At 67.4% G+C, this 26,975-nt stretch carries 26 protein-coding genes; 14 read left to right on the forward strand and 12 right to left on the reverse strand.

Going from position 1 to position 26,975, the window contains the following annotated elements; all coding sequences use genetic code 11:
- The gene (locus ACRYA2_RS12845; RefSeq protein WP_433628600.1) at positions 1-1,548 is read left to right on the forward strand and encodes a dihydrolipoamide acetyltransferase family protein; all 1,548 of its coding nucleotides are present in this window, start codon (positions 1-3) and stop codon (positions 1,546-1,548) included.
- A 62-nt stretch (positions 1,549-1,610) separates the two neighbouring features.
- Here ACRYA2_RS12845 and ACRYA2_RS12850 read toward each other — a convergent pair whose 3' ends face one another.
- Together ACRYA2_RS12850 and ACRYA2_RS12855 are read right to left on the reverse strand one after the other, a co-directional pair.
- On the reverse strand, positions 1,611-2,738 hold the full coding sequence (locus tag ACRYA2_RS12850) for a methyltransferase (protein WP_433628603.1): 1,128 nt from the start codon (positions 2,736-2,738) through the stop codon (positions 1,611-1,613).
- 472 nt (positions 2,739-3,210) lie between these two features.
- Positions 3,211-3,405: a hypothetical protein gene (locus tag ACRYA2_RS12855; protein WP_433628606.1), complete on the reverse strand. Its 195-nt coding sequence runs from the start codon at positions 3,403-3,405 to the stop codon at positions 3,211-3,213.
- A 117-nt stretch (positions 3,406-3,522) separates the two neighbouring features.
- Here ACRYA2_RS12855 and lpdA point away from each other — a divergent pair, with 117 nt between their 5' ends.
- The 3 genes from lpdA (at position 3,523) to thsB (ending at position 7,782) form a co-directional block, all read left to right on the forward strand.
- Positions 3,523-4,947: a dihydrolipoyl dehydrogenase gene (gene lpdA, locus ACRYA2_RS12860; protein ID WP_433628609.1), complete on the forward strand. Its 1,425-nt coding sequence runs from the start codon at positions 3,523-3,525 to the stop codon at positions 4,945-4,947.
- Between the two features lie 142 nt (positions 4,948-5,089).
- Positions 5,090-5,902, forward strand: coding sequence for a prephenate dehydratase (pheA, locus tag ACRYA2_RS12865; protein ID WP_433628611.1), 813 nt, complete (start codon positions 5,090-5,092; stop codon positions 5,900-5,902).
- 230 nt (positions 5,903-6,132) lie between these two features.
- Entirely contained in the window at positions 6,133-7,782 is a 1,650-nt protein-coding gene (thsB, locus tag ACRYA2_RS12870; RefSeq protein ID WP_433628614.1) for a thermosome subunit beta, read from the forward strand.
- Positions 7,783-7,971: 189 nt separating this feature from the next.
- On the opposite strand, the gene ACRYA2_RS12875 is transcribed toward thsB, so the two are convergent.
- Positions 7,972-8,529 (reverse strand): hypothetical protein, encoded by a 558-nt coding sequence (locus ACRYA2_RS12875; RefSeq protein ID WP_433628616.1) that lies wholly within the window; start codon positions 8,527-8,529, stop codon positions 7,972-7,974.
- Positions 8,530-8,738: 209 nt separating this feature from the next.
- On the opposite strand from ACRYA2_RS12875, the gene ACRYA2_RS12880 reads away from it, so the two are divergent.
- Positions 8,739-9,044: a hypothetical protein gene (locus tag ACRYA2_RS12880; RefSeq protein ID WP_433628619.1), complete on the forward strand. Its 306-nt coding sequence runs from the start codon at positions 8,739-8,741 to the stop codon at positions 9,042-9,044.
- Positions 9,045-9,128: 84 nt separating this feature from the next.
- On the forward strand, positions 9,129-10,121 hold the full coding sequence (locus ACRYA2_RS12885; RefSeq protein ID WP_433628622.1) for an ornithine cyclodeaminase family protein: 993 nt from the start codon (positions 9,129-9,131) through the stop codon (positions 10,119-10,121).
- Here ACRYA2_RS12885 and ACRYA2_RS12890 read toward each other — a convergent pair whose 3' ends face one another.
- Entirely contained in the window at positions 10,122-10,343 is a 222-nt protein-coding gene (locus tag ACRYA2_RS12890) for a DUF7535 family protein (protein ID WP_433628625.1), read from the reverse strand.
- Between the two features lie 90 nt (positions 10,344-10,433).
- Between ACRYA2_RS12890 and ACRYA2_RS12895 the strand changes: the two genes are divergently transcribed.
- The 4 genes from ACRYA2_RS12895 to ACRYA2_RS12910 all read left to right on the forward strand — a co-directional run bounded on the left by ACRYA2_RS12895 (position 10,434) and on the right by ACRYA2_RS12910 (position 15,015).
- Positions 10,434-10,880 carry an Hsp20/alpha crystallin family protein gene (locus ACRYA2_RS12895; protein WP_433628627.1) on the forward strand — a complete coding sequence of 149 codons (447 nt, stop codon included), beginning with the start codon at positions 10,434-10,436 and terminating at the stop codon, positions 10,878-10,880.
- A 60-nt stretch (positions 10,881-10,940) separates the two neighbouring features.
- Positions 10,941-11,393, forward strand: coding sequence for a peroxiredoxin (locus ACRYA2_RS12900; protein WP_433628630.1), 453 nt, complete (start codon positions 10,941-10,943; stop codon positions 11,391-11,393).
- A gap of 64 nt (positions 11,394-11,457) precedes the next feature.
- Positions 11,458-11,793: a DUF8070 family membrane protein gene (locus tag ACRYA2_RS12905; RefSeq protein ID WP_433628633.1), complete on the forward strand. Its 336-nt coding sequence runs from the start codon at positions 11,458-11,460 to the stop codon at positions 11,791-11,793.
- 165 nt (positions 11,794-11,958) lie between these two features.
- Positions 11,959-15,015 carry a PAS domain-containing sensor histidine kinase gene (locus ACRYA2_RS12910; RefSeq protein WP_433628635.1) on the forward strand — a complete coding sequence of 1,019 codons (3,057 nt, stop codon included), beginning with the start codon at positions 11,959-11,961 and terminating at the stop codon, positions 15,013-15,015.
- Here the strand turns inward: ACRYA2_RS12910 and ribB are convergent, their stop codons facing one another.
- Complete coding sequence (gene ribB, locus ACRYA2_RS12915; RefSeq protein WP_433628637.1) at positions 15,016-15,675, reverse strand: 3,4-dihydroxy-2-butanone-4-phosphate synthase; 660 nt, start codon at positions 15,673-15,675, stop codon at positions 15,016-15,018. It lies immediately after the preceding gene.
- Complete coding sequence (locus ACRYA2_RS12920) at positions 15,672-16,376, reverse strand: DUF120 domain-containing protein (protein ID WP_433628640.1); 705 nt, start codon at positions 16,374-16,376, stop codon at positions 15,672-15,674. Before ACRYA2_RS12920 ends, ribB begins: the two co-directional genes overlap by 4 nt.
- A gap of 190 nt (positions 16,377-16,566) precedes the next feature.
- On the opposite strand from ACRYA2_RS12920, the gene ACRYA2_RS12925 reads away from it, so the two are divergent.
- Positions 16,567-16,929, forward strand: coding sequence for a cupin domain-containing protein (locus ACRYA2_RS12925; protein ID WP_433628642.1), 363 nt, complete (start codon positions 16,567-16,569; stop codon positions 16,927-16,929).
- Between the two features lie 3 nt (positions 16,930-16,932).
- Here ACRYA2_RS12925 and twy1 read toward each other — a convergent pair whose 3' ends face one another.
- Entirely contained in the window at positions 16,933-17,910 is a 978-nt protein-coding gene (twy1, locus tag ACRYA2_RS12930; protein ID WP_433628645.1) for a 4-demethylwyosine synthase TYW1, read from the reverse strand.
- A 991-nt stretch (positions 17,911-18,901) separates the two neighbouring features.
- Between twy1 and ACRYA2_RS12935 the strand changes: the two genes are divergently transcribed.
- Entirely contained in the window at positions 18,902-19,240 is a 339-nt protein-coding gene (locus ACRYA2_RS12935; RefSeq protein WP_433628647.1) for a DUF8159 domain-containing protein, read from the forward strand.
- A gap of 112 nt (positions 19,241-19,352) precedes the next feature.
- Complete coding sequence (argS, locus tag ACRYA2_RS12940; protein ID WP_433628650.1) at positions 19,353-21,113, forward strand: arginine--tRNA ligase; 1,761 nt, start codon at positions 19,353-19,355, stop codon at positions 21,111-21,113.
- A 51-nt stretch (positions 21,114-21,164) separates the two neighbouring features.
- On the opposite strand, the gene ACRYA2_RS12945 is transcribed toward argS, so the two are convergent.
- Both ACRYA2_RS12945 and ACRYA2_RS12950 read right to left on the reverse strand, forming a co-directional pair.
- Positions 21,165-21,776 carry a cupin domain-containing protein gene (locus ACRYA2_RS12945; RefSeq protein WP_433628652.1) on the reverse strand — a complete coding sequence of 204 codons (612 nt, stop codon included), beginning with the start codon at positions 21,774-21,776 and terminating at the stop codon, positions 21,165-21,167.
- Between the two features lie 164 nt (positions 21,777-21,940).
- Positions 21,941-22,609, reverse strand: coding sequence for a DNA methyltransferase (locus ACRYA2_RS12950; RefSeq protein ID WP_433628655.1), 669 nt, complete (start codon positions 22,607-22,609; stop codon positions 21,941-21,943).
- A gap of 85 nt (positions 22,610-22,694) precedes the next feature.
- Here ACRYA2_RS12950 and ACRYA2_RS12955 point away from each other — a divergent pair, with 85 nt between their 5' ends.
- The gene (locus ACRYA2_RS12955) at positions 22,695-23,222 is read left to right on the forward strand and encodes a pyridoxamine 5'-phosphate oxidase family protein (RefSeq protein ID WP_433628658.1); all 528 of its coding nucleotides are present in this window, start codon (positions 22,695-22,697) and stop codon (positions 23,220-23,222) included.
- An 18-nt stretch (positions 23,223-23,240) separates the two neighbouring features.
- Here the strand turns inward: ACRYA2_RS12955 and ACRYA2_RS12960 are convergent, their stop codons facing one another.
- From ACRYA2_RS12960 to ACRYA2_RS12970, 3 genes are read right to left on the reverse strand one after another with little or no spacing between them, the layout of a single operon-like run.
- A complete protein-coding gene (locus ACRYA2_RS12960) occupies positions 23,241-24,584 on the reverse strand; it encodes an ABC transporter ATP-binding protein (protein WP_433628660.1) in 1,344 nt (447 codons plus the stop codon).
- Positions 24,581-25,603: an ABC transporter ATP-binding protein gene (locus ACRYA2_RS12965; protein WP_433628662.1), complete on the reverse strand. Its 1,023-nt coding sequence runs from the start codon at positions 25,601-25,603 to the stop codon at positions 24,581-24,583. The genes ACRYA2_RS12960 and ACRYA2_RS12965 overlap by 4 nt, the downstream gene beginning before the upstream one ends.
- Complete coding sequence (locus ACRYA2_RS12970) at positions 25,603-26,817, reverse strand: ABC transporter permease (RefSeq protein WP_433628664.1); 1,215 nt, start codon at positions 26,815-26,817, stop codon at positions 25,603-25,605. Before ACRYA2_RS12970 ends, ACRYA2_RS12965 begins: the two co-directional genes overlap by 1 nt.
- Between the last annotated feature and the right edge of the window lie 158 nt (positions 26,818-26,975).

The raw sequence follows: 26,975 nt of genomic DNA on the forward strand, positions 1-26,975 counted from the left end.
ATGGTACGCGAATTCAAGCTTCCGGACGTTGGCGAGGGCGTCGCCGAGGGCGAACTCGTCAGCTGGCTGGTCGAGGAGGGCGACGCCGTCAGCGAGGACCAGCCGGTCGCGGAGGTCGAGACGGACAAGGCCATCGTCGAGGTGCCGTCGCCCGTCAACGGGACGGTCCGCGAGCTGCGCGCCGAAGAGGGCGACGTCGTCCCCGTCGGCGACGTCCTCATCACGTTCGACGTGGAGGGCGAGGAGAGCGAAGAGACGACCACCGAGAGCGCCGAGAGCGAGGAGACGACCGAGTCCCAGGAGGAGGTCGCCGAAGAGCCGGCGGTCTCCGAGGAAGGCGAGGCGCAACGGGCCTCGGAGAGCGAGGAGACCGAGACGACCGAGGGACGCGTGTTCGCCGCGCCGAGTGCCCGTCGTCTCGCGCGCGAACTCGGCGTCGACATCGCCGCGGTCGAGGGCACCGGACCGAGCGGCCGCGTGACCGAACAGGACGTGCGCAACGCCGCCGAGGGCGGCGAATCCGGGTCGACGGAACCGGAGACGGTCGAGGCCCCCGCGGAGCCCGAGGCGGGCGACACCGGCGGCGTCGACGCCGAATCCGGCGCGCCGTCCGGGGCCGGAGCGTCGACGCCCGCGCAGCCGGAGTCGGCTGACCGCGAGCGCACGCTGGCCGCGCCCGCGACCCGGCGCATCGCCGAGGAGCAGGGCGTGAACCTGAACGCCGTCCCCGCCACCGAGGAGCGCGACGGCGAGGCGTTCGTCACGCCGGAGGCCGTGATGGAGTACGCCGAAGCGCAGCAGCAGGCCCAGCAGGCCGACGCCGCGGCGGTCGCGACGGGCGAGACGGGGCCGCAGGAGGAGCGGGTTCCCTACAGGGGCATCCGGAAGACCATCGGCCAGCAGATGGAGCACTCGAAGTACACCGCTCCCCACGTCACCCACCACGACACCATCGACGTGACGGAACTGGTGGATACGCGCGCGGAACTCAAGGAGGTCGCGGAGGAGCGCGGCATCCACCTCACGTACATGCCCTTCGTCATGAAGGCCATCGTGGCGGCGCTGAAGGACTTCCCCTACCTCAACTCCGCGCTGGACGAGGAGAACGACGAGATCGTCCTCAAGAACTACTACAACATCGGCGTCGCGGTCGGCACCGACCACGGCCTGATGGTGCCGGTCGTCGAGGGCGTCGACCAGAAGGACATGCTCCAGATAGCCTCGGACATGAACGAGTTGGTCCAGAAGGCCCGCGACCGCACCATCTCCCGCGAGGAGATGCAGGGCGGGACCTTCACCATCACGAACTTCGGTGCCATCGGCGGGGAGTACGCCACGCCCATCATCAACCATCCCGAGGTCGCCATCCTCGGTCTCGGCGAACTGAAACAGCGGCCGACTGTCGTCGACGGCGAGGTGGAGGCGCGCTACACGCTGCCCATCTCGCTCTCCATCGACCACCGTATCATCGACGGCGCGGTGGCGGCGGAGTTCGCCAACCAGGTGCTGGAGTACCTCAACAACCCGAACCTGCTCCTGCTGGAGTAGCGGTCCGACTTCTTTTCCGGTGGGGCGTCCGCGCGTCTCGACGGCGGGACGAGCCCGGGAGGCTACGGCGTCGCAGTGCGGACGACGTGTTCCCGACCGGTGCGGCGGGTTTCGACGTCTCCGAAGGGAGCGAGATGTTCCCGGAGGGTCAGTTCGCGGTGGTGGACGAAAGCGAGTTCCCCGTCGGGCGCGAGCACGTTGCGAGCGCCGGCGAACAGTTCCGAGAGCACGTCGCCGCCCGCGTGGGTCGGCGGATTGCAGAGGACCCGGTCGAAGGTCCGGTCCGCGACCCCCGCGAGGCAGTCGGCCGTGACGACGGTCCCCGTCGCTCCCGACGCGCGGAGGCTACGCTCCGCGCACGAGGTGGCGACCGCGTCGTCGTCGCTGAGCCAGACCTCGCAGTCTGCGGCGAGCGAGGCGTACGCGCCGAGTGCGCCGTACCCGCAGGCGAGGTCCAGCACGCGGTCGCCGTCCGAAACCGTACTGGCCTCGGCGAGCAGTCGGGTGCCGTCGTCCAGCCCTCCGGCGGCGAACACGCCGGGAACCGTCGCGAGCGCGAGGTCGACGCCGTCGACGGTGGGGCGGCGCGTCCGCGGCGTGACGTACGACGGCGGGTCGAACATCTCCGGTCGGGTCGCTTCGAGGAGCCGGTAACCGTCTCGTTTGGCGACGGACGTCACGTCCACCGCGACGTCGCGAAGCTGGTCCTCGTACCGGGCGAGGCCCGTCTCCTTCGACGCCGCCACGTAGGCGCTCCCGCCGGGACGGAGCACCGCGAGCGCGTTCGCGACGCGCTGTTTGCCGACGGCCAGCGGCGCGTACCGCTTCGGAGCGTAGGCGACGGTGTCGAACTCGCCTTCGAGGGTCGTCAGGTCCGCGACGACCGAAACCGACGCCTCGACGCTGTTCTCCCCGGCGTTGCGTTCGCACAGACAAGCCGCGCGGGCGCTCGTCTCGGTCATCTCGACCGCGGCGGCGGCGTCCGCGAGCACGACCCCGGTGACGCCGTAGTTCGCCTGCGGGCACAGGAGCCGACCAAGGTCGCGGTCCCAGAGCGACTCCAGCAGCAGTAGTTCGGGCGTCCGGAACGACCGCTTGGAGACGACGCCGTCGGCGGTTCGGAACCGATACTTCGGGCGCGCGCCGGACACCCGCGATTCGAGCGCCAGTTCGTAGGGCGCCCGCCTCATCGGCGGGTCCGCCTCCCGGTCTGCGGTTTGTTTCGGACGCGGTGCTGTCGGTAGCGATTCAGTCGCGGTGGAGCGGTGTCGTACATCGACGTGGATTCGGCTGACGCGGACGGTCGGAAGGCGACGCAGCCCACGCCCTGCGCTCGACGGTCGGGGCCGAGAGAAGGGGCTCACGCACGGCTACGCACAGAGCGCGGAGCCGGGTGCCAAACAGCGTGACCGTCCGACGAGGCCCGCGACCGGTCGCGATTCCGGCCGCGTCGTCGGACGGCCCACAGTTGGCGAGCCAGCCGAACCCGGTCCGTTCCCGGAATTACCGGAACGGCGGAATCGGCCTGGAGCCGCTGTTCAACGTGTGGCCCGCTTCTCCCCGAAGGGTAATCAAATTGACGTTCGACCGGGACCGGACGGCGAGAGAAGGGTCCCCGCTCCGCCGACGGCTCCGTCCGACCCGGATCGAACCGCTACCGCGTCAGTTCGCGAGCCAGTCGTCCACCCACGCCGCAGCGCCGATGCCGACCATCGCGCCCCCGACGAGGTCCGCGGTCGGCGCGACGCTCGTGGTCGCGCCGATGGCTATCAGGAGGGCGGCCAGAATCTCGTCGCGGTACCTCCCGACGACGCGCGCGAGGGTCGGTCCGTCACCCGGGTCGGTGCTCGTTCCCATCACCGTCCAGTAGCGCCGTCACCCACCCACTACTGTGGGTTACTATGACATGCCATTTTTCAGTGGGGACGCCCGAATCCGCCTCATTTTTTACCCGGTAGCCTGTCGTTTCGGGTAATGGTCGTCGGAGATATCTCGACCGGAACGGACGTGCTAGTCGTCGGCGCTGGACCGGGTGGCTACGTCGCCGCCATCCGCGCGGGTCAGCTCGACCTCGACGTAACGCTCGTGGAGAAAGACGCCTACGGCGGCACCTGCCTGAACTACGGTTGCATCCCGTCGAAGGCGATGATCACGGCGTCGGGACTCGCCCACGAGGCGAACAACGCCGAAGACATGGGCATCTACACGAAACTCGACGTGAACTACGCCGAGATGGTCGACTGGAAGGACGGCGTGGTCGACCAGTTGACCGGCGGCGTCGAGAAGCTCTGCAAGGCCAACGGCGTCGAACTGATGGAGGGCCGCGCCGAGTTCGCGGGCGAGAACTCCGCGCGAATCGTCCACGGCGGCGAGGGGCAGGGCGCGGAGACCGTCGAATTCGAGCACGCCATCGTCGCCACGGGGTCGCGGGCCATCCAAGTTCCGGGCTTCGACTTCGGCGACGACCCCATGCTCGACTCCCGGCAGGCCCTGGCGCTCGACGACGTGCCCGAGAGCCTCGTCATCGTCGGCGCGGGCTACATCGGGATGGAACTGGCCGGCGTGTTCGCGCGCCTCGGCTGCGACGTCACCGTCGTCGAGATGCTCGACTCGGTGCTGCCGGGGTACGAGGACGACCTCGCGCGCCCAGTGAGGAAGAAGGCCGACGACCTCGGCATCGACTTCCACTTCGGCGAGGCCGCCAAGGACTGGGAGGAGTCCGGCGGCGGCATCACCGTCAGGACCGAAGACGAGGACGGCGAGATATCGGAGTTCGGCGCGGAGAAGGTCCTCGTGGCGGTCGGACGCGAACCCGTCACTGACACGCTCGGACTGGAGAACGCCGGCATCGAGACGGACGACGGTGGCTTCATCGAGACGGACGACCGCACTCGCACCGAGGTCGAGCACATCCACGCCATCGGCGACGTGGCCGGCGAACCGATGCTCGCGCACAAGGCGAGCACGGAGGGCAAGGTCGCCGCCGAGGTCATCGCCGGGGAGCCCGCGGCCGTCGACTACCAGGCGATGCCCGCCGCGGTGTTCACCGACCCTGAAATCGGCACGGTCGGGATGACCGAGGAGGAGGCAACAGAGCAGGGCTTCGAGCCGACCGTCGGCCAGTTCCCGTTCCAGGCCAGCGGTCGCGCGCTCACGACCAACCACGCCGAGGGCTTCGTCCGCATCGTCGCCGACGAGCCGAGCGGCTTCCTGCTCGGCGCACAGATCGTCGGGCCGGAGGCCTCGGAACTCATCGCCGAACTCGGCCTCGCCATCGAGATGGGCGCGACCCTGGAGGACGTCGCCGCGACCGTCCACACGCACCCGACGCTCTCGGAGGCCGTCATGGAGGCCGCCGAGAACGCGCTCGACCACGCGATTCACACGCTGAACCGGTAGGGCGAGGGTTCTCGCCGTCGCTCTTCTTCTTCTTCTTCGACCTCGCGAGCGCCGACCGCGGACCGTGACCGGAGGCGGCGAAAAAAGAACGTCGAGGACTTCCCCGACGCGCTTTTCCCCCCGGGCGCGAAACGGCGAACCGATGCAGGCAGTCACGCTCGGTCCGTCGGGCACCTACTCCCACCGGGCCGCCCGCGCAGTCGCCGACGACGTCGAGTTCCGCGAATCGGTCACGGCCATCGTGGAGTCGGTCGTCTCCGGCGAGTTCCCGCGCGGCGTTGTCCCGATCGAGAACAGTATCGAAGGTAGCGTCACCGAGACGCTGGACGCCCTCGCCGACAACGACGTGGCGGTCGTCCGCGAACTCGTGACGCCCATCCGGCACGCGCTGGTCGCGCAGGGGCCGGAGTTCGAGGTCGTCGCAAGCCACTCCCAGGCGCTCGCGCAGTGCCGGTCGTTCCTCGAATCCGAGTACCCCGAGGTGTCCCACGAGGCGGTCGCCAGCACCGCCAGGGGCGTCGAACGCGCCCGCGAAGACCCCTCGATAGCCGCCATCGCCCATCCGGACAGCGCCCGGGGCCTGGACGTGCTCGCGGAGGGCATCCAGGACCGCACGTCGAACGCGACGCGTTTCTTCGTCCTCGCGCCCGCCGAGGAGCGCTCGGAGGCCGGCGGGAAATCCTCGGTGGTCGTCTACCCGAACGCCAACTACCCCGGCCTCCTGCTGGAACTGCTCGAACCGTTCGCCGACCGCAACGTGAACCTCACGCGCGTCGAGTCCCGGCCCAGCGGCGAACGACTCGGCGACTACGTCTTCCACGTCGACTTCTCGGCCGGACTGTACGAGGAGCGCGCCCAGAAAGCGATAGCGGCGATCGAGGAGGTCGCCGAGAAGGGCTGGGTTCGCCGACTGGGGTCGTACGACATCGAACACGTCCTCGTCGGCGACGAGTAACCGATACTTCGCACTTCCTTCACCGGCGGTCGACCCCGACGATTACATTTAAACCCCGGGAAGAGAGACCCGTTCGACGACTAGTATCGTGTCACGAGTTCACACGCTACTCCTCGTTTCTGCCCGCAGTCAGTCGGTTTTTCGGCTCCGCGCGTGGTGAGACGGCAACCACACGAACTCGCACCGTCGTTACTTTTATATAGAATCACAATCAATGTCGGAACTGTACTATGAGTCAGCGAATGCAAGGCCAGCCGATGATCGTAATGTCCGAAGACTCGCAGCGAGTCAAGGACAAGGACGCGCAGGAACACAACATCACGGCGGCCCGCGCGGTCGCGGACGCCGTGCGTTCGACACTCGGCCCGAAAGGGATGGACAAGATGCTCGTCGACTCGATGGGCGACGTCACCATCACGAACGACGGCGTGACCATCCTCAAGGAGATGGACATCGACAACCCGACGGCCGAGATGATCATCGAGGTCGCCGAGACCCAGGAAGACGAAGCGGGTGACGGCACCACGACGGCCGTCGCGGTCACAGGCGAACTCCTGAAGAACGCCGAGGACCTCCTCGAACAGGACATCCACCCGACCGCGGTCATCAAGGGCTTCCACCTCGCCAGCCAGAAGGCTCGCGAGGAGATCGACGACATCGCGGAGAACGTCGACACCGAGGACGAGGACCTCCTCCGCAAGGTCGCCGAGACCTCCATGACGGGCAAGGGCGCGGAGCTCAACAAGGAGCGACTGAGCGAGATCATCGTCAGCGCGGTCCAGAACGTCACCGTCGACGACACGGTCGACCTGGAGTTCGTCAACATCGAGACCCAGACCGGCCACTCCGCCGGCGAGTCCGAGCTGCTCGAGGGCGCGGTCGTCGACAAGGACCCCGTCCACGACAACATGCCGAGCAGCGTCGAGGACGCGAAGATCCTCCTGCTCAACGAGGCTATCGAGGTCGAGGAGACCGACGTCGACACCGAGATCTCCATCAACGACCCCGACCAGCTCCAGAACTTCCTCGACCAGGAGGAGAAACAGCTCAAGGAGAAGGTCGAACAGATCAAGGCCACGGGCGCGAACGTCGTCTTCTGCCAGAAGGGCATCGACGACATGGCCCAGCACTACCTCGCCAAGGAGGGCATCCTGGCCGTCCGTCGCGTGAAAAAGAGCGACGTCCAGTTCCTCCGCGAGGTCCTCAACACGGACATCGTCTCGGACCTCGACAGCGCGAGCGAGGCCAACGTCGCCTCGGGTAGCGTCACCCGCGACGACGACGACGAGATGTTCTACGTCGAGGGCGAGGACTCCCACGGCGTCACCCTGCTCCTGCGCGGCTCCACCGACCACGTCGTCGACGAACTCGAGCGCGGCGTCACGGACGCGCTGGACGTCGTCGCCCAGACCGTCAGCGACGGCCGCGTCGTCGCCGGCGGCGGTGCCATCGAGGTCGAACTCGCCTCCCGCCTCCGCGACTACGCGGACGGCGTCGAAGGCCGCGAACAGCTGGCCGTCGAGGCGTTCGCCGACTCCCTGGAACTCGTTCCGCGCACGCTCGCCGAGAACGCGGGCCTCGACAACATCGACACGCTCGTCGACCTCCGCGCGGCCCACGAGGACGGTGAGGTCCGCTCGGGTCTGAACGTCTTCAGCAGCCAGGTCGAGGACACCTTCGAGGCTGGCGTCGTCGAGCCGGCCCACGCCAAAGAGCAGGCCGTCTCCAGTGCCACCGAGGCCGCGAACCTCGTGCTCAAAATCGACGACATCATCTCCGCCGGCGACCTGTCGACCGACAAGGGCGACGACGAGGCCGGCGGCCCTGGCGGCGGCATGGGCGGCATGGGCGGTATGGGCGGCATGGGCGGCGCGATGTAGAATAGGCCGCGAGCCCACTGCACCCACCCCCGATTCACGCCGTACCGCACGACCGCAATCGGCCTGACGGCAGGCCGAAGCGTCGAACCGATTTCGTCTTTCCGACCGATTTCCTGCTTCTTTCGAACCCTGACCGGTCGTTCGCGGACGAGACTCGTCTCAGCTCCGAACCGGGAGAACGTGAGGCCGCTATCGCGTCCCGCCCCAAAGGCCGAACGGCGGGGCGAAGTCACGCCCGTGGATGCGCTCCCGGACACGCTCGACGACCTGTTCGGCTCTGCGAATTATCTTCGGTTCGCACTCGTACGCTACCCCTCGCTTCTCCAGCCACCGCCGCATCTCGGCGGACCCCTCGTGGCGGCGAATGTCCTCCTCCTTGGCGTGTTTGAGCGGATGCCGCTTCCAGTTGTACTCCTCGTGGGCGTAGACGTCGATGCGATTCTCGGTCTGGGCGAAGAGCACGACGTGTAGCTGTCGACCGGCGAACTGCGACGGCCGGTACACCCAGCTTCCGTCGGTGGTGCTGCCCGCCGGCGTGTAATGGTACAGGCTCATCGGGTCCCAGACGAACCCCCCGTCGCGTAGCGTCGATTCGATGTCGTCTATCGAACGGTGGACGGTTCCGACGTATCCCGCGGGCCGGACACGGTAGTCCGGTTGGCCAACTCGACGGGCGATTCGGTCGACGACAGGACCGATTCGCTGTCGGATTCGCCGGGGAGGTCTCGGGTAGAACGAGTCGTCCATGATGTCGTGCGAACGTACGGTTTCCAGCCAGGAGAACGTGCTGGGGACGGTGCAGACGCGAGCGAAGCCGAAACGAGTACCGACTGCGAGAAATCCGCCTAACCACGTCGTTCGCATACGACGGGTCCCGGTAAAGCCAACTGTAGCTCGGGAGCTTCTTCGATGCGTTACGTACGAAGAGATTTATTACGATGAACCAGTGTCCCGATATGCGACGCCGCCCGTTCCTCCGTACGTCGGCTCTCGCGACGGTTGGCTGTCTCGCCGGCTATACGATTCTTCGCTCGAATCACGACCCCCGTGCCAACGACCGTACCGTGAAAAACGAGACGGACAGCCCGGTTTTCGCCGGGGAAACCGTCCTGAAGGACCTCGCCGAGTACGGGACGTACGACCTCACGGTGGCCGTGGACGGAATGCCAGCGAGGAGTCGCGAGTGGCACGCGACCGACTGCAACCGCCTCACCGTCCGCGTTCGGACCGATGGGGTCAGCTTCAGCGAGAACCAGTGTTAAACTCCGGGAACCTGCATGGCAAGCCCTGCACGATTCGACACCGTTTTAGGTAATTTATAGTGGAGGCGGACGAACTGTTCGGGTATGGAGACGCTCCTGCTGAACCAGGACGACGTGGACGCGAACACGCAGATGGGCGAAGTAATCCGGGCGATCGAGGACGCCTTCGCCGCGTACGCGCGTGGGGACGCCCAGATGCCCGCGAAGTCGTACATCGACCTCCCGCAGTACAACGGCGACTTCCGCTCGATGCCCGCCTACCTGGAAGCGGCGGACTGGGACGCCGCCGGCATCAAGTGGGTGAACGTCCACCCGGACAACCCCGATCGGTTCGACCTGCCGACGGTCATGGGAACGATGGTGTACTCCGACCCCGAGAACGCGTTCCCGCTGGCCATCATGGACGGCACGGAGCTGACGATGAAGCGCACCGGCGCGGCGGCCGCCGTCGCCACGGACCACCTCGCAGTCGAGGACGCCACGTCGATGGGCATCGTCGGCGCGGGCGTCCAGTCGTACACGCAACTCGAGGCCATCTCGGAGATTCGCCCCATCGAGGAGGTCGTCGTCAGCGACCCCGACGAGGAGGCGATCGCCGAGTTCGTCGACTACTTCGGCGACGAGTTCGACGTGCGCGCGGGCTCCATCGCCGAGGCCGCGGCCTGCGACGTGCTCTCGACGGTGACGCCCGTCGAGGACCCCATCGTCACCCGCGAGGACGTCGGCGAGCACACGCATGTCAACGCGATGGGCGCGGACGCCGAGGGCAAGCACGAACTCGCCGACGAACTCCTGCTCGACGCGAAGATCGTCATCGACGACCACGCCCAGACCACCCACTCCGGCGAGATAAACGTCCCCTACCACGAGGGGACGCTGACGGACGACGACATCCACGGCGAAATCGGCGACATCGTCGTCGGCGACGTGGAGGGTCGCACCGACGACGACGGCGTCACCGTCTTCGACAGCACCGGCCTGGCCATCCAGGACGTCGCAGCCGCCCACGTCGTCTACGAGCACGCCGACGAGAACGACAACGGCTACGCCTTCGAACTCGTCGGCACCGGACAGTAGCTACTCCTCTCCGCCCACGGGCGATTGCCGGGCCGCCCGCCCGGTCAACTTCGAGACCAGCCACACGATGAGGAGGAACGGCAGGAGCGGGACGAGCAGGACGACCAGGCCGAGGAAGTAGACGATTCCAATGGTCGTCATCTCCGTATCGGGCCTGCCGCGGTAGTACGGCGTCACGGTTCGGATGGTTTTCTTGACGGCTCCGGGCTCTTCGTCGCTCATGGTTCGTCTCTGTGACCGCAGCGAAGATAAGAGTTCGCCGGGACGTGAGCTTTTAACGCCTGGCCGTCGAACTGCCTGGGGGGAGTTACCATGGCAAGACGAGGAAATCCGTTCGACGAACTCGAAGAGATGTTCGACCGAATGAGCCGGCAGTTCGAGAGCGTCGGCCAGCAGTTCGAGGAGTCCACCGGGAGCCTCGGCTGGCAGGGCGGGACGCAAATGTCGCTCGACGTGGCCGACAGGGGCGAGGAGTTCGTCGTCACCGTCGACCTGCCGGGCTTCGAGAAAGAGGACATCGACGTCCGCCTCCACGACGACCGACTCAGCATCGACGCCGAGCGAGAGGAGAAGATAGAGGAAGGAAACGGCGAATATCTCCGTCGAGAGCGTAGCCAGCAGTCGGTCAGCCGCTCGGTCTCGCTACCCGAACCGGTCGACGGGGAGAACGTCACCGCGGAGTACAACAACGGCGTCCTGTCGGTGACGCTGCCGAAGATAGACGGGACGGAGGAGTCCAGAGAGATCGACATCGGGTGACCGACGGCGGCCGGTTTTCCGACCACAAACGGCTTGTCCTGCGGGCCAATACTGTCGAGTATGACGCTCGAAACAGGCGACGACGCGCCCGAGGTCGAGGCGACCAACCAGCGCGGCGAGACGGTGTCGGTCTCGTTCGAGGCTCCGACCGTGCTCTACTTCTATCCGCGCGACGACACGCCTGGCTGTACCGTCGAGGCGAAACAGTTCAACGAGGAGATGACGTCGTACCGCGACGCCGGCGTGGCGGTGTACGGCGTCTCGACCGACGACGTGGAGAGCCACGAGGCGTTCGCCGACAAGTACGACCTCGACTTCGACCTGCTCGCTGACCCCGACGGCGAGATAGCCGACGCGTTCGGAGTCGACCTCGACGGGAACGCCGCCCCGCGGACCACGTTCGTCCTCGACGAGGGCGAGGTGAAGGCGACGTACCGCGGCGTCGACCCGGACGGCCACGCGCGCGAGGTCCTGCAGGACGTACTCGACGAGAACCTGGCGACGCTGAACTGACGGCGTTTTCGCCAGACACCTGTCCGGACGAAAGCATATATACGCCGGTCGCGTCACGGGTCACATGAACTGGGAGTTTCTCGCCCGGTACGGTGGCCTGTACACGCTGCTCGGCGGCGGAACGGTCGCGGTCGCGTACGTCCTTCCGTCACCGTATCACGCGTACGGCCTCCTCGGTGCCATCGCCGTCGGCGCGCTCCTCATCGGCAAGGCCGCCGTCGACAGCGGCGGCGGCGGCCCGACGACCGGCGGCGATGTCGTCGGGTCTTCTGCCGGCCTCGAAGCCCGAGGGAACGAGACGTTCGCGGCGCGCGACAGCAGACCCGCGGACGCAGACCAACTGTTCTACGCCGTCGGACTGGTCGCGTTCGGTCTCGCCGCGCTGGTGTCGATTCTGTGACTCCGGGGCGCTCGTCGGGTCTCCGAGCGTCAGTCGACCGCCGTCCTCCGTGGAGAGTCCGCATCGAAGCTCGCGCACCTCCGTCCAGTGACGATAGCTGCTCGGGGCACAGACTCCGTGAATCGTCGCGGAAGGATTTTGTTGGTGCGACCGAGTGGTGGCCCTATGAGTTTCGAGCCGGGTCCGCTCACCGAGGTCCTCGCTGTCGTCGAGGAGACGGGGGCGACGGGCGAGCCCGTCACAGCGGGCGAGCTCGCGGCGGAACTGGGCTGTTCTCGCGCGGCCGCTGCCGACGCGCTCGACGAACTGGCAGCGCGGGGTGACGTAGGGAGCAAGCGAGTCGACGGGACTCGCGTGTGGTGGCGCCAGACCGGCCCGAAGACGTCCGGCGAGACGCAGTTCAAGTCGCTGGTCGAAGCGGTCGAGGAGTACGCCATCTACCTGCTGGACCCCGACGGACGCGTCGCCACGTGGAACGAGGGAGCGAAGCGAATCGAAGGGTACGACGCAGCGGAGATAGTGGGCGAACACTTCTCCACGTTCTACACCGACGAGGACGTCGAGGCAGGCGTTCCGGAGCGGACCCTCGCGGCCGCCACCGAGGGGAACGTCGTGGAGGAGAAGGGCTGGCAGGTTCGAAGCGACGGCTCACGGTTCTGGGCGAGCGTCACCATCACTGCGCTCTACGACGACGACGAGGGGTCGCTATACGGGTACGCGAAGGTCACGCAGGACCTGACCGACCGACGCGAGCAGGAGCGCGAACTCCACCGCGAGCGCGACCTCCTCCAGCAGGTGCTGGACACGAGCCCCGTCGGAATCGCCGTTCTCGCGCCGGACGGAACGATAGAGCGGGCGAACCCCCGGGCCGAGACGATACTCGATATCACGGGTGGGGGAGACGGGAGCCAGTCCGCGGAGTGGTCGGTGTACGACGCCGACGGAGAGCCGCTCCCCCCGGACGAGCGACCCTTCGCTCGCGCCGTCGAATCGAGCACGGCGATATACAACGAGGAGGTACAGATAGAGTTCTCCGACGGGGACAGACGCTGGCTCTCGGTGAGCGTCGCTCCCATCGTGGACGACGACGGGACCGTCGAGCGAATGGTCGCGGCCGGCGAGGACATCACCGCGCTCAAGACGCAGGCGCGGCGACTCGAACGACAGCGCGACGAGCTACGGGCCGAACTCGGCGACGTGTTCGAGCGAATCGACGACGCCTTCTTCGCGCTCGACGAGCGGTGGCGGTTCACGTACGCGAACGAACAGGCGGCGGCGGTGTTCGACGGTACGCCCGAGACCCTGGTGGGAGAGCTAGTCTGGGAGCGACATCCCGACGTCGTCTCCACGGAGTTCCGCGAGCAGTTCGAACGAGCGATGGATACCCAGGAGCCGCTGGAGTTCGAAGCGTACTATCCGCCGGTCGGTTCGTGGCTCGAGGTCAACGTCTACCCCTCGGCGTCCGGTCTCTCCGTCTACTTCGACGATATCTCGAAGCGAAAGCGACGCGAGTTCGAACTCGAACGGTACGAACTCCTCTTCGAGACCATCGAGGACGGCGTCTACACCGTCGACGAGGAAGGACGGTTCACGCTCGTGAACCGCGCGTACGCGGAGATGACGGGATATGACCGCGAGGAGTTGATCGGCGCGCATGTCTCGCTCGTCGTCGACGACGAAGCCGCGGAGCGCGGACTGGCGATATACGACGAACTGCTGTCGGGCGACAGCGATACCGTCACCGACGAGGCGGAACTGCGGACGAAGAGCGGTGATTCGGTGCCCACGGAGGCGACGTTCGCCCTGCTCCCGACCGAGTCGGGGCACGAGCGAATCGGCGTCGTCCGCGACGTGACGGAACGCAAGGAGCGCGAGCGAGCGCTCGAGGAGTCCGAACGGCGCTACCGCACGCTCGCCGAGCACTTCCCGAACGGCACGGTCGTCCTCTACGACCACGACCTGCGGTACACCCTGGTGGAGGGGACGCTCCCCGACGAACTCGACGTCGACCCCGACGAACTCGTCGGGAGCCACGTCCGCGACGTCCACCCCCCGGAGGTGCGAGATGCGTTCGAGCGTCACTACCGTACCGCCATCGAAGGTGAACAGAGCCGTTTCGAAGTCGATTACGGCGACCACGTCCTTCGCATCCGGGCGATTCCGGTTCGAGACGACGACGGGCAGGTGTTCGCCGGAATGGGGATGTCCCAGGACGTCACCGAACAGGTCGAACAGCGGCGGGCGCTCGAGAAGTCCGAACAGCGCTACCGCACGCTCGCCGAGCACTTCCCGGACGGCGCGGTCGGCCTCTACGACCACGACCTACGGTACACGCTCGTCGAGGGCGCTATCTGGGACGAACTCGACGTCTCGGCCGACGACCTGGAAGGAGAGACCGTCCAGGACATATTCTCCGGAGAGACGGCCGACCACCTCGAAGCGCTCTTCCGCACCGCACTCGACGGCGAGACGGACTTCGCCGAGGTCGAGTTCGCCGGCCGCATCTTCGAGACGTGGGCGACACCCGTACGCGACGCCGACGGTGAGATACTCGCTGGTCTGAGCTTCTCGCAGGACGTCACCGACCGCAAGCAGCGCGAGCGGAAACTGGAGCAGTTCGCGAGCGTCGTCTCCCACGACCTCCGGAACCCGCTGTCTATCGCCCAGATGTACCTGACGATGGCGAGGGAGGAGGGCGACCCGGACGACTTCGACGAAGTCGAGCGCGCACACGACCGGATGGAGACCATCATCCAGACCCTGTTGGCGATGGCCCGGGACGGACAGACCATCGGCGAACCGGCGCCGGTCGCGCTGTCGTCCGTCGTCGAGAGCGCATGGGGGAACGTGGAAACGAGCGACGTGACCCTCGTCCTCGACGTCGCGGACCGGACGCTGTCGGCCGACGGGAACCGACTCCAGACGGTGTTCGAGAACCTGTTCCGCAACGCGGTCGAGCACGGCGACGAGGACGTGGAAATCCGCGTCGGCGTCGTCGACGACGGGTTCTACGTCGAAGACGACGGGCCGGGAATCCCGCCGAACGAACGGCGGGAAGTGTTCGAGTACGGCAACTCCTCCTCCGGCGGGACGGGGTTCGGTCTCGCTATCGTTCGAGAGGTCGTCGAGGCGCACGGCTGGGACGTCACCGTGACCGACGCGACCGGCGGCGGCGCGCGGTTCGAGGTCAGGGGCGTCGAAATCGCTACCGGCGGGGAGTAGTCAGGCGAGCGTCTCGACTATCGCCGCGCCTTCGACGTACGGGAGGTCGTGTCGCTCGGCGTACGTCCGGGCGTCGGCGGGCGAGAGCGCGCCGCCCGTCTCGTCGTCCAGCATCTCGCAGACGACGACGGCGGGTTCGCGGTCCGCGGCGTCGGCAAGCGCGATTCCGAGTTCTGTGTGGCCCCGGCGCTCGTCGAGCAGGTTCGGGGCGGCGCGCAGCAGGTGGACGTGTCCTGGCGCGCGGAACCGCTCGGAGAAGTCGGTGCCGTCGGGGTTCGTGGCGGCGCTGGCGAGTTCCCTGATGGTCAATGCGCGGTCTTCGTCGGTGACGCCGGTGTACGTGTCGCGGTGGTTGACCGTCAGCGAGAACGACGACCGCTCGTCGTAGCCGAGTTCGTGCGCCTCGCTCGCGGGGTGGTCGAGTATCTCGTCCATGTACGCCAGCCCGAACGCCTCGGCGACGTCGGCGGTGAGCGCGACGCAGACGAGGCCGCCGGCGTCGTTGCGCAGGTGTGCGACGGCGTCGGCAGTGACGGCGCTCGCGGGATAGACGAGGTCCGTCTCGCCCTCGCGGTCGGCCGCGTCGTGGACGAGCACGGGCGAACCGTCGCGGAACGCTTCGACGGCGCGCTCGACGCTGCCGGCGGCGGTCTGGCTCATGGTGCCTCCTCGACGTGGACGGTGAGGTGGTCGCCGTCCGCGAGGTCCATCGTCTCGCGGAGCTTCACGGGGGCGATGAGTTCGAGCTGGTCCTCGTCGTGGTGGGTCCGCTCGGGCGTAATGACGTGCGCCTCGTCGTACGTCTCGCCCTCCGCGGTCTCCACCGATGCGGGGTAACAGACCGCCGGACCGTAGGTGCGGTCGCCGTCCTCCCAGCCGTCGATGGGGACCGGGTCGAGCGACTCCATCGCCGACCGGGCGCGGATGCTCTCGTCGGTGAGTTCGACGTTCAGCGTGCCGGGGAACGGCTCGTAGCCCAGTCGGTCGACGAACTGCTCGTTGTAGCCCGGCAGCGAGATGTAGTGGCGGCCCTCGCCCATCCCGCCCGTGACCGTCCCCGTGAGGTCGACGCCGGCCACGTTCTCGAAGATGCGCCGGTAGTCCTCGTACTCCCGCTTGAGTTCCCACTCGCCGTCGTCGGTGATGGACACCCACTGACCATTGCTGACGATCTCGCGGGTGACCAGGCCCGCTTCGTCGAGGCGCTGGAGGCGACGCGAGGCCGTCTGGTTGGAGGCGTCGAGTCGGTCGGCGAGGTCGGCACACGAGACCTTCACCTCGCTGTCGAGCGCACCGTCGAGCGCGAGAAGCTTCAGGGCCGCGAGTTCGTCGTACCCCACCACGAGCGATTGGGCTGGCATACCCGACACTCGGGCCGGGAGTCGTTTAAGCGTACCGGAAACGTGATGCGTAACGGAAACGTGATGCGAGCGGGCGCGGCAGGAGCAGTTCGGAAAGGAGTAGCGGAGCCTGCCATCTAAGCCTATTGGTTCGCGGAACGGTCCCCCGCGGTAGCCCCAGAGCTTTCCCCGTCGAACGCGACGGGAGCGCATGGAGAAGGTGAACCTCGACGACGGTTTCGACTCGTTCGACGAACGCTGGTCGCCGCACGTCGCGGCCGAACTGAACGGTCAGGCCGTCAAGCTCGCCAAGCTGGACGGGGAGTTCGTCTGGCACCACCACGACGACGCGGACGAACTGTTCCTCGTGCGGAGCGGGAGGCTCCGCATCGAGTTCCGCGAGGCGGAGGACGTCGTCCTGGACGACGGGGAACTCCTCGTCGTCCCCGCCGGCGTCGAGCATCGTCCGGTCGCGGAGACGGAGACGGAAGTGCTCCTGTTCGAGCCGACCGAGACGACGAACACCGGCAACGTCGAGAGCGAACGAACCGAGTCGGACCTCGAACGGCTGTGAGAATCAGTCCCCGGTGACGGGGTCGCGCCCCCAGAACTCGCTGTCCTTCTGCAGTTTCGGCACCCACGTGTCCTCCGTCGTCGAGAGCAGTGCCACCCGGGAGGCCGGCACCTGCTTCAGCACGTCGTGGTCGGGCATGTGTCGCTGCACGTCCTCGGCGAACGCGACGACGTCCTCGTGGTCAAGCATGGCGTCGCGGTCCAGGCGGTCCTGGGAGTGGCCGACGTGCATGTACGCCTTCAGTTCGACGAAGTCGGGGTCGGCGCGCTCGTAGAAGCCGGCATACCAGTCGGGGTCGTGGACGTTCTCGCCGCCGACGAGCGTGGTCCGGAGGACGGTCCGCGTCTCCTCCTTCTCCGCGAGCACGTCCATCGTGTCCACGAGCTTCTCCCAGGCGTCGTCGTCGACGGCGCGGACGGTGCGGTCGAAGGTGGCGCGGTCGGCGGCGTCGACGCTGACGTACAGCTGGGTGGGGTCGCACTCGGCGAGCACGTCGGGCTTCGTCCCGTTGCTCACGAGGAAGGTGGTGATGTCGCGGTCGTGGAACGCCTCGATGAGCTCCGGCAGATACGGGTAGAGCGTCGGTTCGCCGTCCAGCGAGATGGCGACGTGGCGCGGCTCCATCGACTCCTCGAACACCTCGCGGGGCACCTCGTCGTTGCCGCCGAACCCCGACAGCAGCTTGCGCTGGAGCCGGATGCTGGCGTCGACGACCGCCCCGGGGTCGTCCCACTCGACGTCCCCGAGTTCGTAGGCGTGGCCCTGGTGGTCCCGCCAGCAGAACACGCAGCGCTCGTTGCACTTCACCACCGGCGTCATCTGGATGCAGCGATGTGACTGAATTCCGTAAAATATATTTTTGTAACACTTTCCTTCGCCGCGAAGCGCGTTCGCCGTCCAGCCGCAGGTCTGAGCAGCGGTATGATTCTCGCTGTGGTAGCTTGGACTATCTACCTGTTTGGGGCCATCCGATTCACTCATTGGAGAACGAATGACTGCCAAGGGTAAAACGTTCTTTCCTCTCTGGCCATCTCCTACAGGTATCTCTCAGGGATAAATCGCGTGACTAACGCGATACGTTATGGACCAAGTGTTTTCGAGGCAGTTTGCAACGAATCGGTCTATCCGTCGTCTGGTTCCTCACAGGTGCGCGCCCGATCTATTGTGAGCGCCCCGCCCGCCAGGGCGCAGAAAAAAGACCCACGAGAGGCGTTTCATAATCGGTTTCGCGTGTGCAGAGATCACTACTACGGGTCTAAGCGAGAATGCATCATCCCCTGGCAGTTCATAATCGGCCTCAATCCCCGCAAGGAGAATTACAATACGCAGATTGTGGGTCAACTAGGACGAAAAAATACGGGTGTCGAGAACGGACGCGTCTGCTCGGCTACGTCGACGTGGGGCTGATGCTCCGCCGTCTGAGAATCTGGTTCCGAGGAGTACGAGGAGTTCGAGAATCCAATCAGAGACAAAATCGACAGACGGCAACCGATTATGAAAATATACACCGCCGAAACAGGGAATTTCGACGCCGTTTCCGACATCGGTATTTGCCCCGAGACGCGCTATTTTCGAGCCTTCAGCCCCAATCCGAGCAAACAGCGCACTCTCCGTCTCCCGACCTAGTTCCCTTCCATGGGTTACTCCGTAGCCTTCTTGCGGGGACCGAGGCCGATTATGAACCGGGTTCGCTCCTTGGAAACCGCTGATACGCCTCGTAATCCGTTCTCTCGTGCTATCTCCAATTATGAAAAGCGAGGCTGTTCCGAACCTCTCGCTTTCCCTCTCACCCCGTGGCATTTGCCTCGACAGCATGCAAAACGTTCTTTCCTCCCGGCCGAGAATCCGCGCTCCGCGGCGTCCGCCCGGGCAATCCCGACGACCCCCGCCAGCGGACCGGCATGAATCGGTCGGCGTCCGAATCGACCTCTTCCCACGAAATCCTTTAGGGGTGGACGGTCCTGTCTCGGCCATGGATTTCGACGCCGACCAGCTCGAGGGGCGACTGATGAGCCACGGCGTGTACGTCACGTCGCTCGACGCCGACGGGGAACGAATCGCGGTCGAGTACGAGTCAATCACAGCCGGGCAGGCGGACGCGGTTCCGCACCGGGAGGTCGGTCGGGTCATCAACGTGGTTCGGGACCTGACCGAGACGCCGCGGAGCGTTCGCGGGTCGGTGACCGACCTCGACGGCGAGCCGGTGGGTCGCTGGCACGCGGAGGCCGAGTGGCTCCGGGCACTCGAAGACGGCGAGCTTTCGCAGGTCGAGTTCTCCCAGCGGGTCGTCGAGACGATAGCAGAGTCGTGAGGGGTTCGACGGGTCCGCCTCCGGTCGTCTCCCCGCGGCGGTCTCGCGCCGCGACGCCGCGGGAGCGCGTCGTTCAGAAACCCCTTTACCGACCCACCCGGAAAGAGTCGGTATGTTCCTGACCTTCAGGGAGGAAGTCGAGGACGCCATGGACGGCGCGCTCGACGCGCTCGGCCTCCCGACCGACGACCTCGGAATCGAGACGCCCCCGGAGGGCGTGGACGCCGTACTCGCCTCCAGCGCGGCGTTCCGACTCGCCGGAGAGGTCGGCGCGCCCCCGCCGGAGGTGGCGGGCGACCTGGCGGACGAGATCGACGCCGACGAGTTCGAGTACGTGTCGGCGGCGCTCGCCCAGGGGCCGTACGTCAACTTCCTGCCGAGCGACGCCTACTACGAGGGCACCGTCGAGCAGGCCCAGGACGAGGAGTACGGCCGCCTCGAACCCACGGGCGAGGAGGTCGTCGTCGAGCACACGAGCGCCAACCCGACGGGACCGGTCCACGTCGGCCGGGCGCGCAATCCCATCGTCGGCGACGCGGTGGCGCGGGTGCTCGACTTCGCGGGCCACGACGTCGACCGCCACTACTACGTCAACGACGCCGGCCGCCAGATGGCGGTATTCACGTGGGCCTACGAGATGTTCGACGAGGAGGACCTCCCCGCCCCCGAGCGCGAGAAGGCCGACTACGACCTGGTGCGCTACTACCGCAAGGGCAACGAGTTCCTCGAAGAAGGCGACCCCGAAGCGGTCGAGGAGGCCGAGACCGAGATCCGGGCCATCATGCAGGGCCTCGAAGACGGCGACGAGGAGGCCTACGAACGGGTCCAGACTGTCGTCGACGCCGTGCTGGGCGGGATGCGCGAGACCCTCGACCGCCTGCCCGCGGAGTTCGACGAGTTCGTCAAGGAGACGAGGTTCATGCGCGACGGCTCGACCGACGACGTGGTCGACCGGCTAAAGGAACTCGACCAGGCGGTCTACGAGGAGGAGGCCTGGCAACTCGAACTCGACGAATTCGGCATCGAAAAGAACCTCGTGTTCCTCCGGTCGGACGGCACCAGCCTCTACCCGACCCGGGACCTCGCCCATCACGAGTGGAAGTTCGACGAGTACGACCGCGCGGTGACGGTGTTGGGCGAGGACCACAAGCTCCAGGCCGAGCAGATGAACGCAACGCTCGAACTGCTCGGCAACGACACCGACCAACTCCGGCAGGTGCTGTACTCCTACGTCAACCTCCCCGAGGGCAAGATGTCGACCCGTGCCGGCACCGGCGTCGACCTGGACGACCTGCTCGACGAGGCCATTGACCGCGCCCGCCAGGAGGTCGAAGATCGACTCGACGACCGCATCCGCGACGACGACCTCTCGGAGGCCGACGTCGACCGCATCGCACGGCAGGTCGGCATCGGCGCGGTCCGCTACGACATCGTCTCCAAGCAACCGACCAAGGCAATCACGTTCGAGTGGGACCGCGCGCTCGACTTCGAGGCCCAGAGCGCACCGTACGTCCAGTACGTCCACGCGCGCTGCTGCGGTATTACCGTGGAAGCCGGCGGCGAGAGCGCGATTCCCGGCGCCATCGACGCCTCGCTGCTGGAGGCGGACGAGGAGCGCGAACTGCTGGAGGTCATCGCACGCTTCCCGGCCGTCGTCGAGTCCGCCGCGGACGACCTCGAACCGCACACGGTCGCCACCTACACCCGCGAGTTCGCGGAGACGTTCAACACCTTCTACCGGGAGTGTCCCGTGCTCGCCGACGACGTGGACGACGACCTGCGCGACGCCCGCCTCGCGCTCGTCGTCGCCGCCAGACACACCGTGGCGAACGCGCTGTACGTCCTCGGCGTCGAAGCGCCCGAGTCGATGTAGAAGTCAGGGCGGCGACGGCGTCGCCACCGGCCGATTCTACCGGACGACGTATCAGTCGCGGAGCGGCGGGTCCTCGAACTCCGCACCGCAGTCCTGACAGACGACGACCGTCCGGTCCCCCTCGCCGAGCGCGACGCGCAGGTCCTCGTGGCCGCACTCGGGACACGCGCCGGGGACGCGCTCGTCCCCGCAGTCCGGGCAGACGAGTTTCGGTTCGTCCCCGCCCGTCTCCAGGCGCACGTCGCCGCGGCCGCACTCGGGACACGCCAGGGGAATCCGCACGTCCTCGCTGTCCCGAGGTGCCCCTATCGCGAGCGCCACGAGGTCGCCGTCCGAGTCGTTCCTGCCCGACTGGAACTCGCCGGGGGCAAACCGTATCGCCTCGCCTTCGCCGACGGTGACCTCGCCGCGCTCGCTCGCGGCCTCGCCGCTCGACCGGTCCGCGTCGCTCCGCCACGCGAGCGTCTCGAAGGTCGCCTCCCCCTCGACGACGTAGAACACCTCCTCCTGGTCCACGTGGGCGTGGACCCCACCGGGAAATCCCTCGCCGGGGGCGAGCCGATAGTGGTTGACCGCGACGTCGGTCGTCCCCAGCGGGTCCGATAGCCCGTGCCGGTCGACGCGGGCGTCGCGTTCCGCATCCTCGGTGGAGACTCGCTCCATGTCCGTCGAGTCGACCAGCAGCCACAAATCGTTTCGGTCCTCGCAACCGCCGGGGACCGCACAGCTCTCGGGGCGCTCCCCGAGTGGACGAACCCGAGACGTTCCGCCGAGAGGACGATTCCGGACCGTTCCACGCGACGGACGCGTTCGGGCCGTTCCGCGTGCTACGCCTCCTTCCGGAAGACGAGACAGTAACTGTGGTCGTAGCCGTACCCGAACGCTCCCTCGCGGTCCGGGCTCCCCTCGCCCTCCCACGTCACCACGATTTCGCCGTCGAAGTGGAGGACCTCCGAGACGGCGTCCGCCACGTCCCACGCCAGCGGCGTCACGTCGCCGTCGTACTTCACGTTCACCACGTTGACGAGGACGGACGCGCCGGGGGACAGGACCGACCCGAGTTCGGAGAATGCCCGCCTCACGTCGTCGAGATACGACTCGTAGTCGCTCTCGCTGTCGTAGTTCTCGAAGGGGTTGGTCTCCATCCCGCACACCATGAACGGCGGGGAGGTGAGACAGCAGTCGACCGTCGGCAGGTCGTACGCCGACAGCTCCAGGGCGTCCCCGTGGACGACGTTGTCGGGGTGGTCGACGCGGTCGCGGACGTACTCCGCGCGGTCGGCCTCGTACTCGACGCCGTAGGGGACGCGACCCATCGACTCCGCGACCGCCAGCGTGGTTCCGAATCCGGCGAAGGGGTCCAGGACGGCGTCGCCCCGGTCGGTGAACTCCCCGAGGAAGTGCTCGACGAACGACTCCGGCATGACGACGTCGGCGTCGAGCGTCGGCGGGAGGTCGTGCTTCCTCTCGTGCCGCAACGTCGTGAACGTCCGCATGGCCAGCGTATCATCCATCGAACCCATAAGCGGTTCGCTCGCGGGGCCGGAGCAGTCTCCTCCGACGGGCGCGTAGGGGTCAGGGATGACTGACCGTCCCGGCCCAGACGACGCCGACGCGAACCGCCCCGACGCGAGCGAACCGGACGCCGAACGGACCAGACCGGAGACCGAATCGAGTTACGGCATCCCGGCAAGCGGGGAGAGGATGCTGCCGTGGGCGTTCGTGGCCGAACGGATGGCGAGCGACCGCACCTACTGGGTGTCGACGACGCTCCCGGACGGTCGCCCGCACGCCCGTCCCGTGTGGGGCGTCTGGGTCGACGGCCGGTTTCACTGCGGCGGCGGCGAGCGCACGCGCTGGGTCCGGAACCTCGCCGCGAACCCCGCTATCGTCGTCCACCGCGAGAGCGGCGACGAGGTGGTCATCGTCGAGGGGGAAGCGGAGGAACTCGCCGACGAGGAGCGCCTCGCGCGCGTCGACGCGGCCTACGAGGAGAAGTACGGTACGCCGCACGGGACGCCCGCGTTCGCGGTCCACCCCGACACGGTCCTGGCGTGGAGCGACTACCCGGCGGACGCGACCAAGTGGGAGTTCGGGAGCGACTGGTGACGGCGGATTGGTCGCGAGTCAGTCCGTCGACGCCCACTCCCAGTTCTCGTCGACCACCGCCGGGTCGTGGAGGTGGCAGGCCGCGGGGTGGCCAACGCCGGTCGCCCGTTCCGCGGGGTCGCGGCGTTCGCAGACCGACTCGAACTCGCTCCGGAGGCGCTCGTCGGCGGCCTCGACGTCGCCGCGGACGACGTCGTCGAGCGCGGCCGACAGCACGCGGTCGGCGGCGTCGTCCCCGAGCGACTCGGGCAGGCCGTACTCCTCGCGGAGCGCCGTCCTGACGCCCGACTCGTCGACGTCCTCGGGGTCGTCGGCGACGCCCTCGGCGACCGCGAGTTCCCGGAGCGACGCGCGGTCGACGTCGCGGTCCGCGACCGCCATCCGGAGGTCCATCACCGCGCGCCAGTCGTCCTGGTCGAGGTCGTAGCCCTCGGGCTGGACGACCTTCGGGCAGCGCGGATGGAACCGACAGCCGGACGGCGGGCTGGCGGCGTCCGGCACGTCGCCGGTCAGGGTGACCTCCCGGTCGGGGGCGTCGGGGTCCGGCGTCGGGACGGCGGCGACCAGCGCCTGGGTGTACGGATGCTGGGGGTTGGCGAACACCGCCTCGGTGGGACCGCGTTCGACGATTTCGCCGAGATACATCACGCAGATGTGGTCGCAGATCTGCCGGACGACGCCCATGTCGTGGCTGATGAGCAGCAGGGAGAGGTCGAACTCCGCCTGGAGGTCGTCGAGGAGCGCCAGAATCTCGGCCTGCACCGAGACGTCCAGCGCGGAGACGGGTTCGTCTGCGACGACGAGGTCGGGATTGAGGACGAGCGCCCGGGCGAGGGCGGCGCGCTGTTTCTGCCCCCCGGAGAGTTCGTGGGGGTAACGGTCGAACTCGTCCGCCGAGAGGCCGACGCGCTCCAACAGGTCCTCGGCGATGGCGCGCCGACGGTCGGCGTCGGACATGCCGTGGACGAGCAGCGGTTCGGTGACCGACTCGCCGATGGACATCCGCGGGTCGAAGCTCGCGGTCGGGTCCTGAAACACCATCTGGGCGCGCCGCCGGAATGCCTTGCGCTCGGCGCGGTCGTACGCGCCGACGTCGTCGCCGTCGAACGTGACCGTGCCGTCGGTCGGCTCTTCGAGGTGAAGTAGCGACGTGGCGGCCGTGGACTTCCCGCTGCCGGACTCCCCGATGAGGCCGACCGTCTCGCCCGGGTACACCTCAAAGTCGACCCCGTCGACGGCGCGCACCTGGCCGACCTCGCGCCGGAGGGGGCCCTCGGTCACCGGGTAGTGTTTCTTCAGTCCGTCGACCGAGAGGAGCGCGTCGCTCCGCGTCTCCGACGGTCGCTGGCGTCGCTCCGTCATCGGTCACCTCCCCGCGTCGAGGTGGTCTCGCCGAGCACGACCGACTCGTCGCGGTCCGGGCGGTAGTAGACGCAGGACGCCTGTTGTGTCCCGCCGACCGTCCGGAGGGGTGGCTGGCCGTCGCGGCGACACTCGTCGGTCGCGTGCGGACACCGCGGGTGGAACCGACAGCCGGACGGCGGGTCGACGGGGTCGGCCAGCGACCCGCCGATGGGTTGCAGGTCGCGGCCCTGTCCCGGCAGGCAGTCCAGCAGCGCCCGGGTGTAGGGGTGGCTCGGGCGGTCGAACACCTCGTGAACGTCGCCCCGCTCCATCACCTTGCCGCCGTACATGACGACGACGCGGTCGGCTATCTCCGCGACGACGCCGAGGTCGTGCGTGACGAAGAGGACCGCCATGTCGCGTTCCGCCTGGAGGTCGGCGAGGAGGTCGAGAATCTGGGCCTCGATGGTCACGTCCAGCGCGGTCGTCGGTTCGTCCGCGACGAGCAGGTCCGGGTCCGAGGCGAGCGCCATGGCGATGACGGCGCGCTGGCGCATCCCGCCCGAGAACTGGTGGGGGTAGTCGTCGACCCGGGTCGGCGCTTTCGGAATGCCGACGCGTTCCAGCAGGTCGACGGCGCGCCGGCGGGCCGCCGCGTCGCCGACGTCCCGGTGGAACTGGACGGCCTCGACCAGTTGCTCGCCGACGGTGTAGACGAGGTCGAGCGCGCTCTGCGGGTTCTGGAAGACGTGCGCGATGCGGTTACCCCGCACCACCCGGAGTTGCTCCTCCGAGCGCTCGGTGAGGTCCTCGCCGTCGAAGACGATGCGACCGCCGGTTATCTCGCCCGGCGGCATCGGGACGAGCTTCGTCACCGACTCGCAGGTCACCGTCTTGCCGGACCCCGACTCGCCGACGAGACACACCGTCTCGCCGCGGTCCACCTCGAAGCTCACGCCGTCGACGGCTCTGACCGTGCCGTCGCGGGTGTCGAACCGCGTGTGCAGGTCCTCGACCGAGAGCAGGGGGTCGGCCATCAGTCGTTCACCCCCTCGACCCTCGGGTCGAGCACGTCGCGGAGCGCGTCTCCGAGGACGTTGAACGAGACGGTCGTGAGCACCAGGACGAGAACGGTCGCGCCTGACTGCCACCAGAGCCACGTCGGGAAGTAGTCGTTGAACATAGCTGTTTGAATCACGTATCCCCACGACCGGTACGCCGTGAGGGGGCCGAGTTTGAGGAACGACAGCGTCGTTTCGACGATGATGAGCGTCGGCACCTGGAGCGTCACCGCGGTCAACACCGTACTCGAGACGTTCGGGATGATGTGGCGGCGGACGATGGCCAGCCGACTACAGCCTGCGTTCCGGGCGGCCTGCACGAACTGGGCGTCGCGCTTCTGGAGCGCCTCGCTACGTACCAGCCGCGCGACGCCGCCCCAGTTCAGCAGGCCGAAGATGAGGATCATCAGCGCCAGTTCGACGTGGTACATCGTCCGCGCGACCAGGTAGACGAAGAACGGCGGAATCGCCTGCTGGACGTCGACGTACCGCATCAGCGCCTCGTCGACGCGACCGCCGAAGTAGGCCGCGACGGTGCCGACTATCGTCGCCAGCGGCACCACCAGCATCGACGTTATCAGCGCTATTTGGAGCGCGACGCGGCTCCCGCGCAGGATGAGCAGGGCGACGTCCCGTCCGGCGCCGGTCGTCCCGAGCGGATGGAGCCACGTTCCGTGGCACACGTCGTTCGTCACCGCTCCGACGCAGTTCGACGTCGCGAACGCCGAAGTGGTGAATCCGACCGGCGGTTGCAGCGAGGACATACCGCCGTAGGCCCCGTCGCGTGCGAGCATGTACTCCTCGACGGGAGGAGCGATCACCGGCCCGAACAGTCCTGCGAGGAAGAACAGGCAGACGTACACGAAGCTCGCCGTCGCGAGCCGGTCCGTCCGGAGTTGTCGCCAGTAGTAGCGCGTCATCCGGGGGTTCTGCGCGAGCGGAACCACGACGTAGAACGCGAAGACGACCAGCGCCAGAAGGAACAGCCAGTCGAGCAAGCTCACGTCCCACCACGCGAACGTCGCTCGTCGTTCGGGGAGGACGACGTAGTCGTAGAGGAACGCGACGAGCAGTGCGACGACGGTGCCGACGAACGCCCACGTTCGAGGGGTCGCCAGCCGTCGGTCGTCGTCCAGCGTCTCCCACCGAACGGACTCCGCGACGACGCCGTCGCTAGATGCACCAGCCATCGGTGGAGACACCTGCTTCGGGAGAGGGGAGGGCGGTTCCGCGGGCGTGCCGGGGACACCTCGACATTGTTCTGTAGATATTATAGGACGACTCGTACATTATTCTGTTAAAGTCGTATTTGGGAACAATGTACGACCCATTCTTTATACTGTAGAGA

The sequence above is a fragment of the Halomicrococcus pelagicus genome (genome assembly GCF_050954125.1).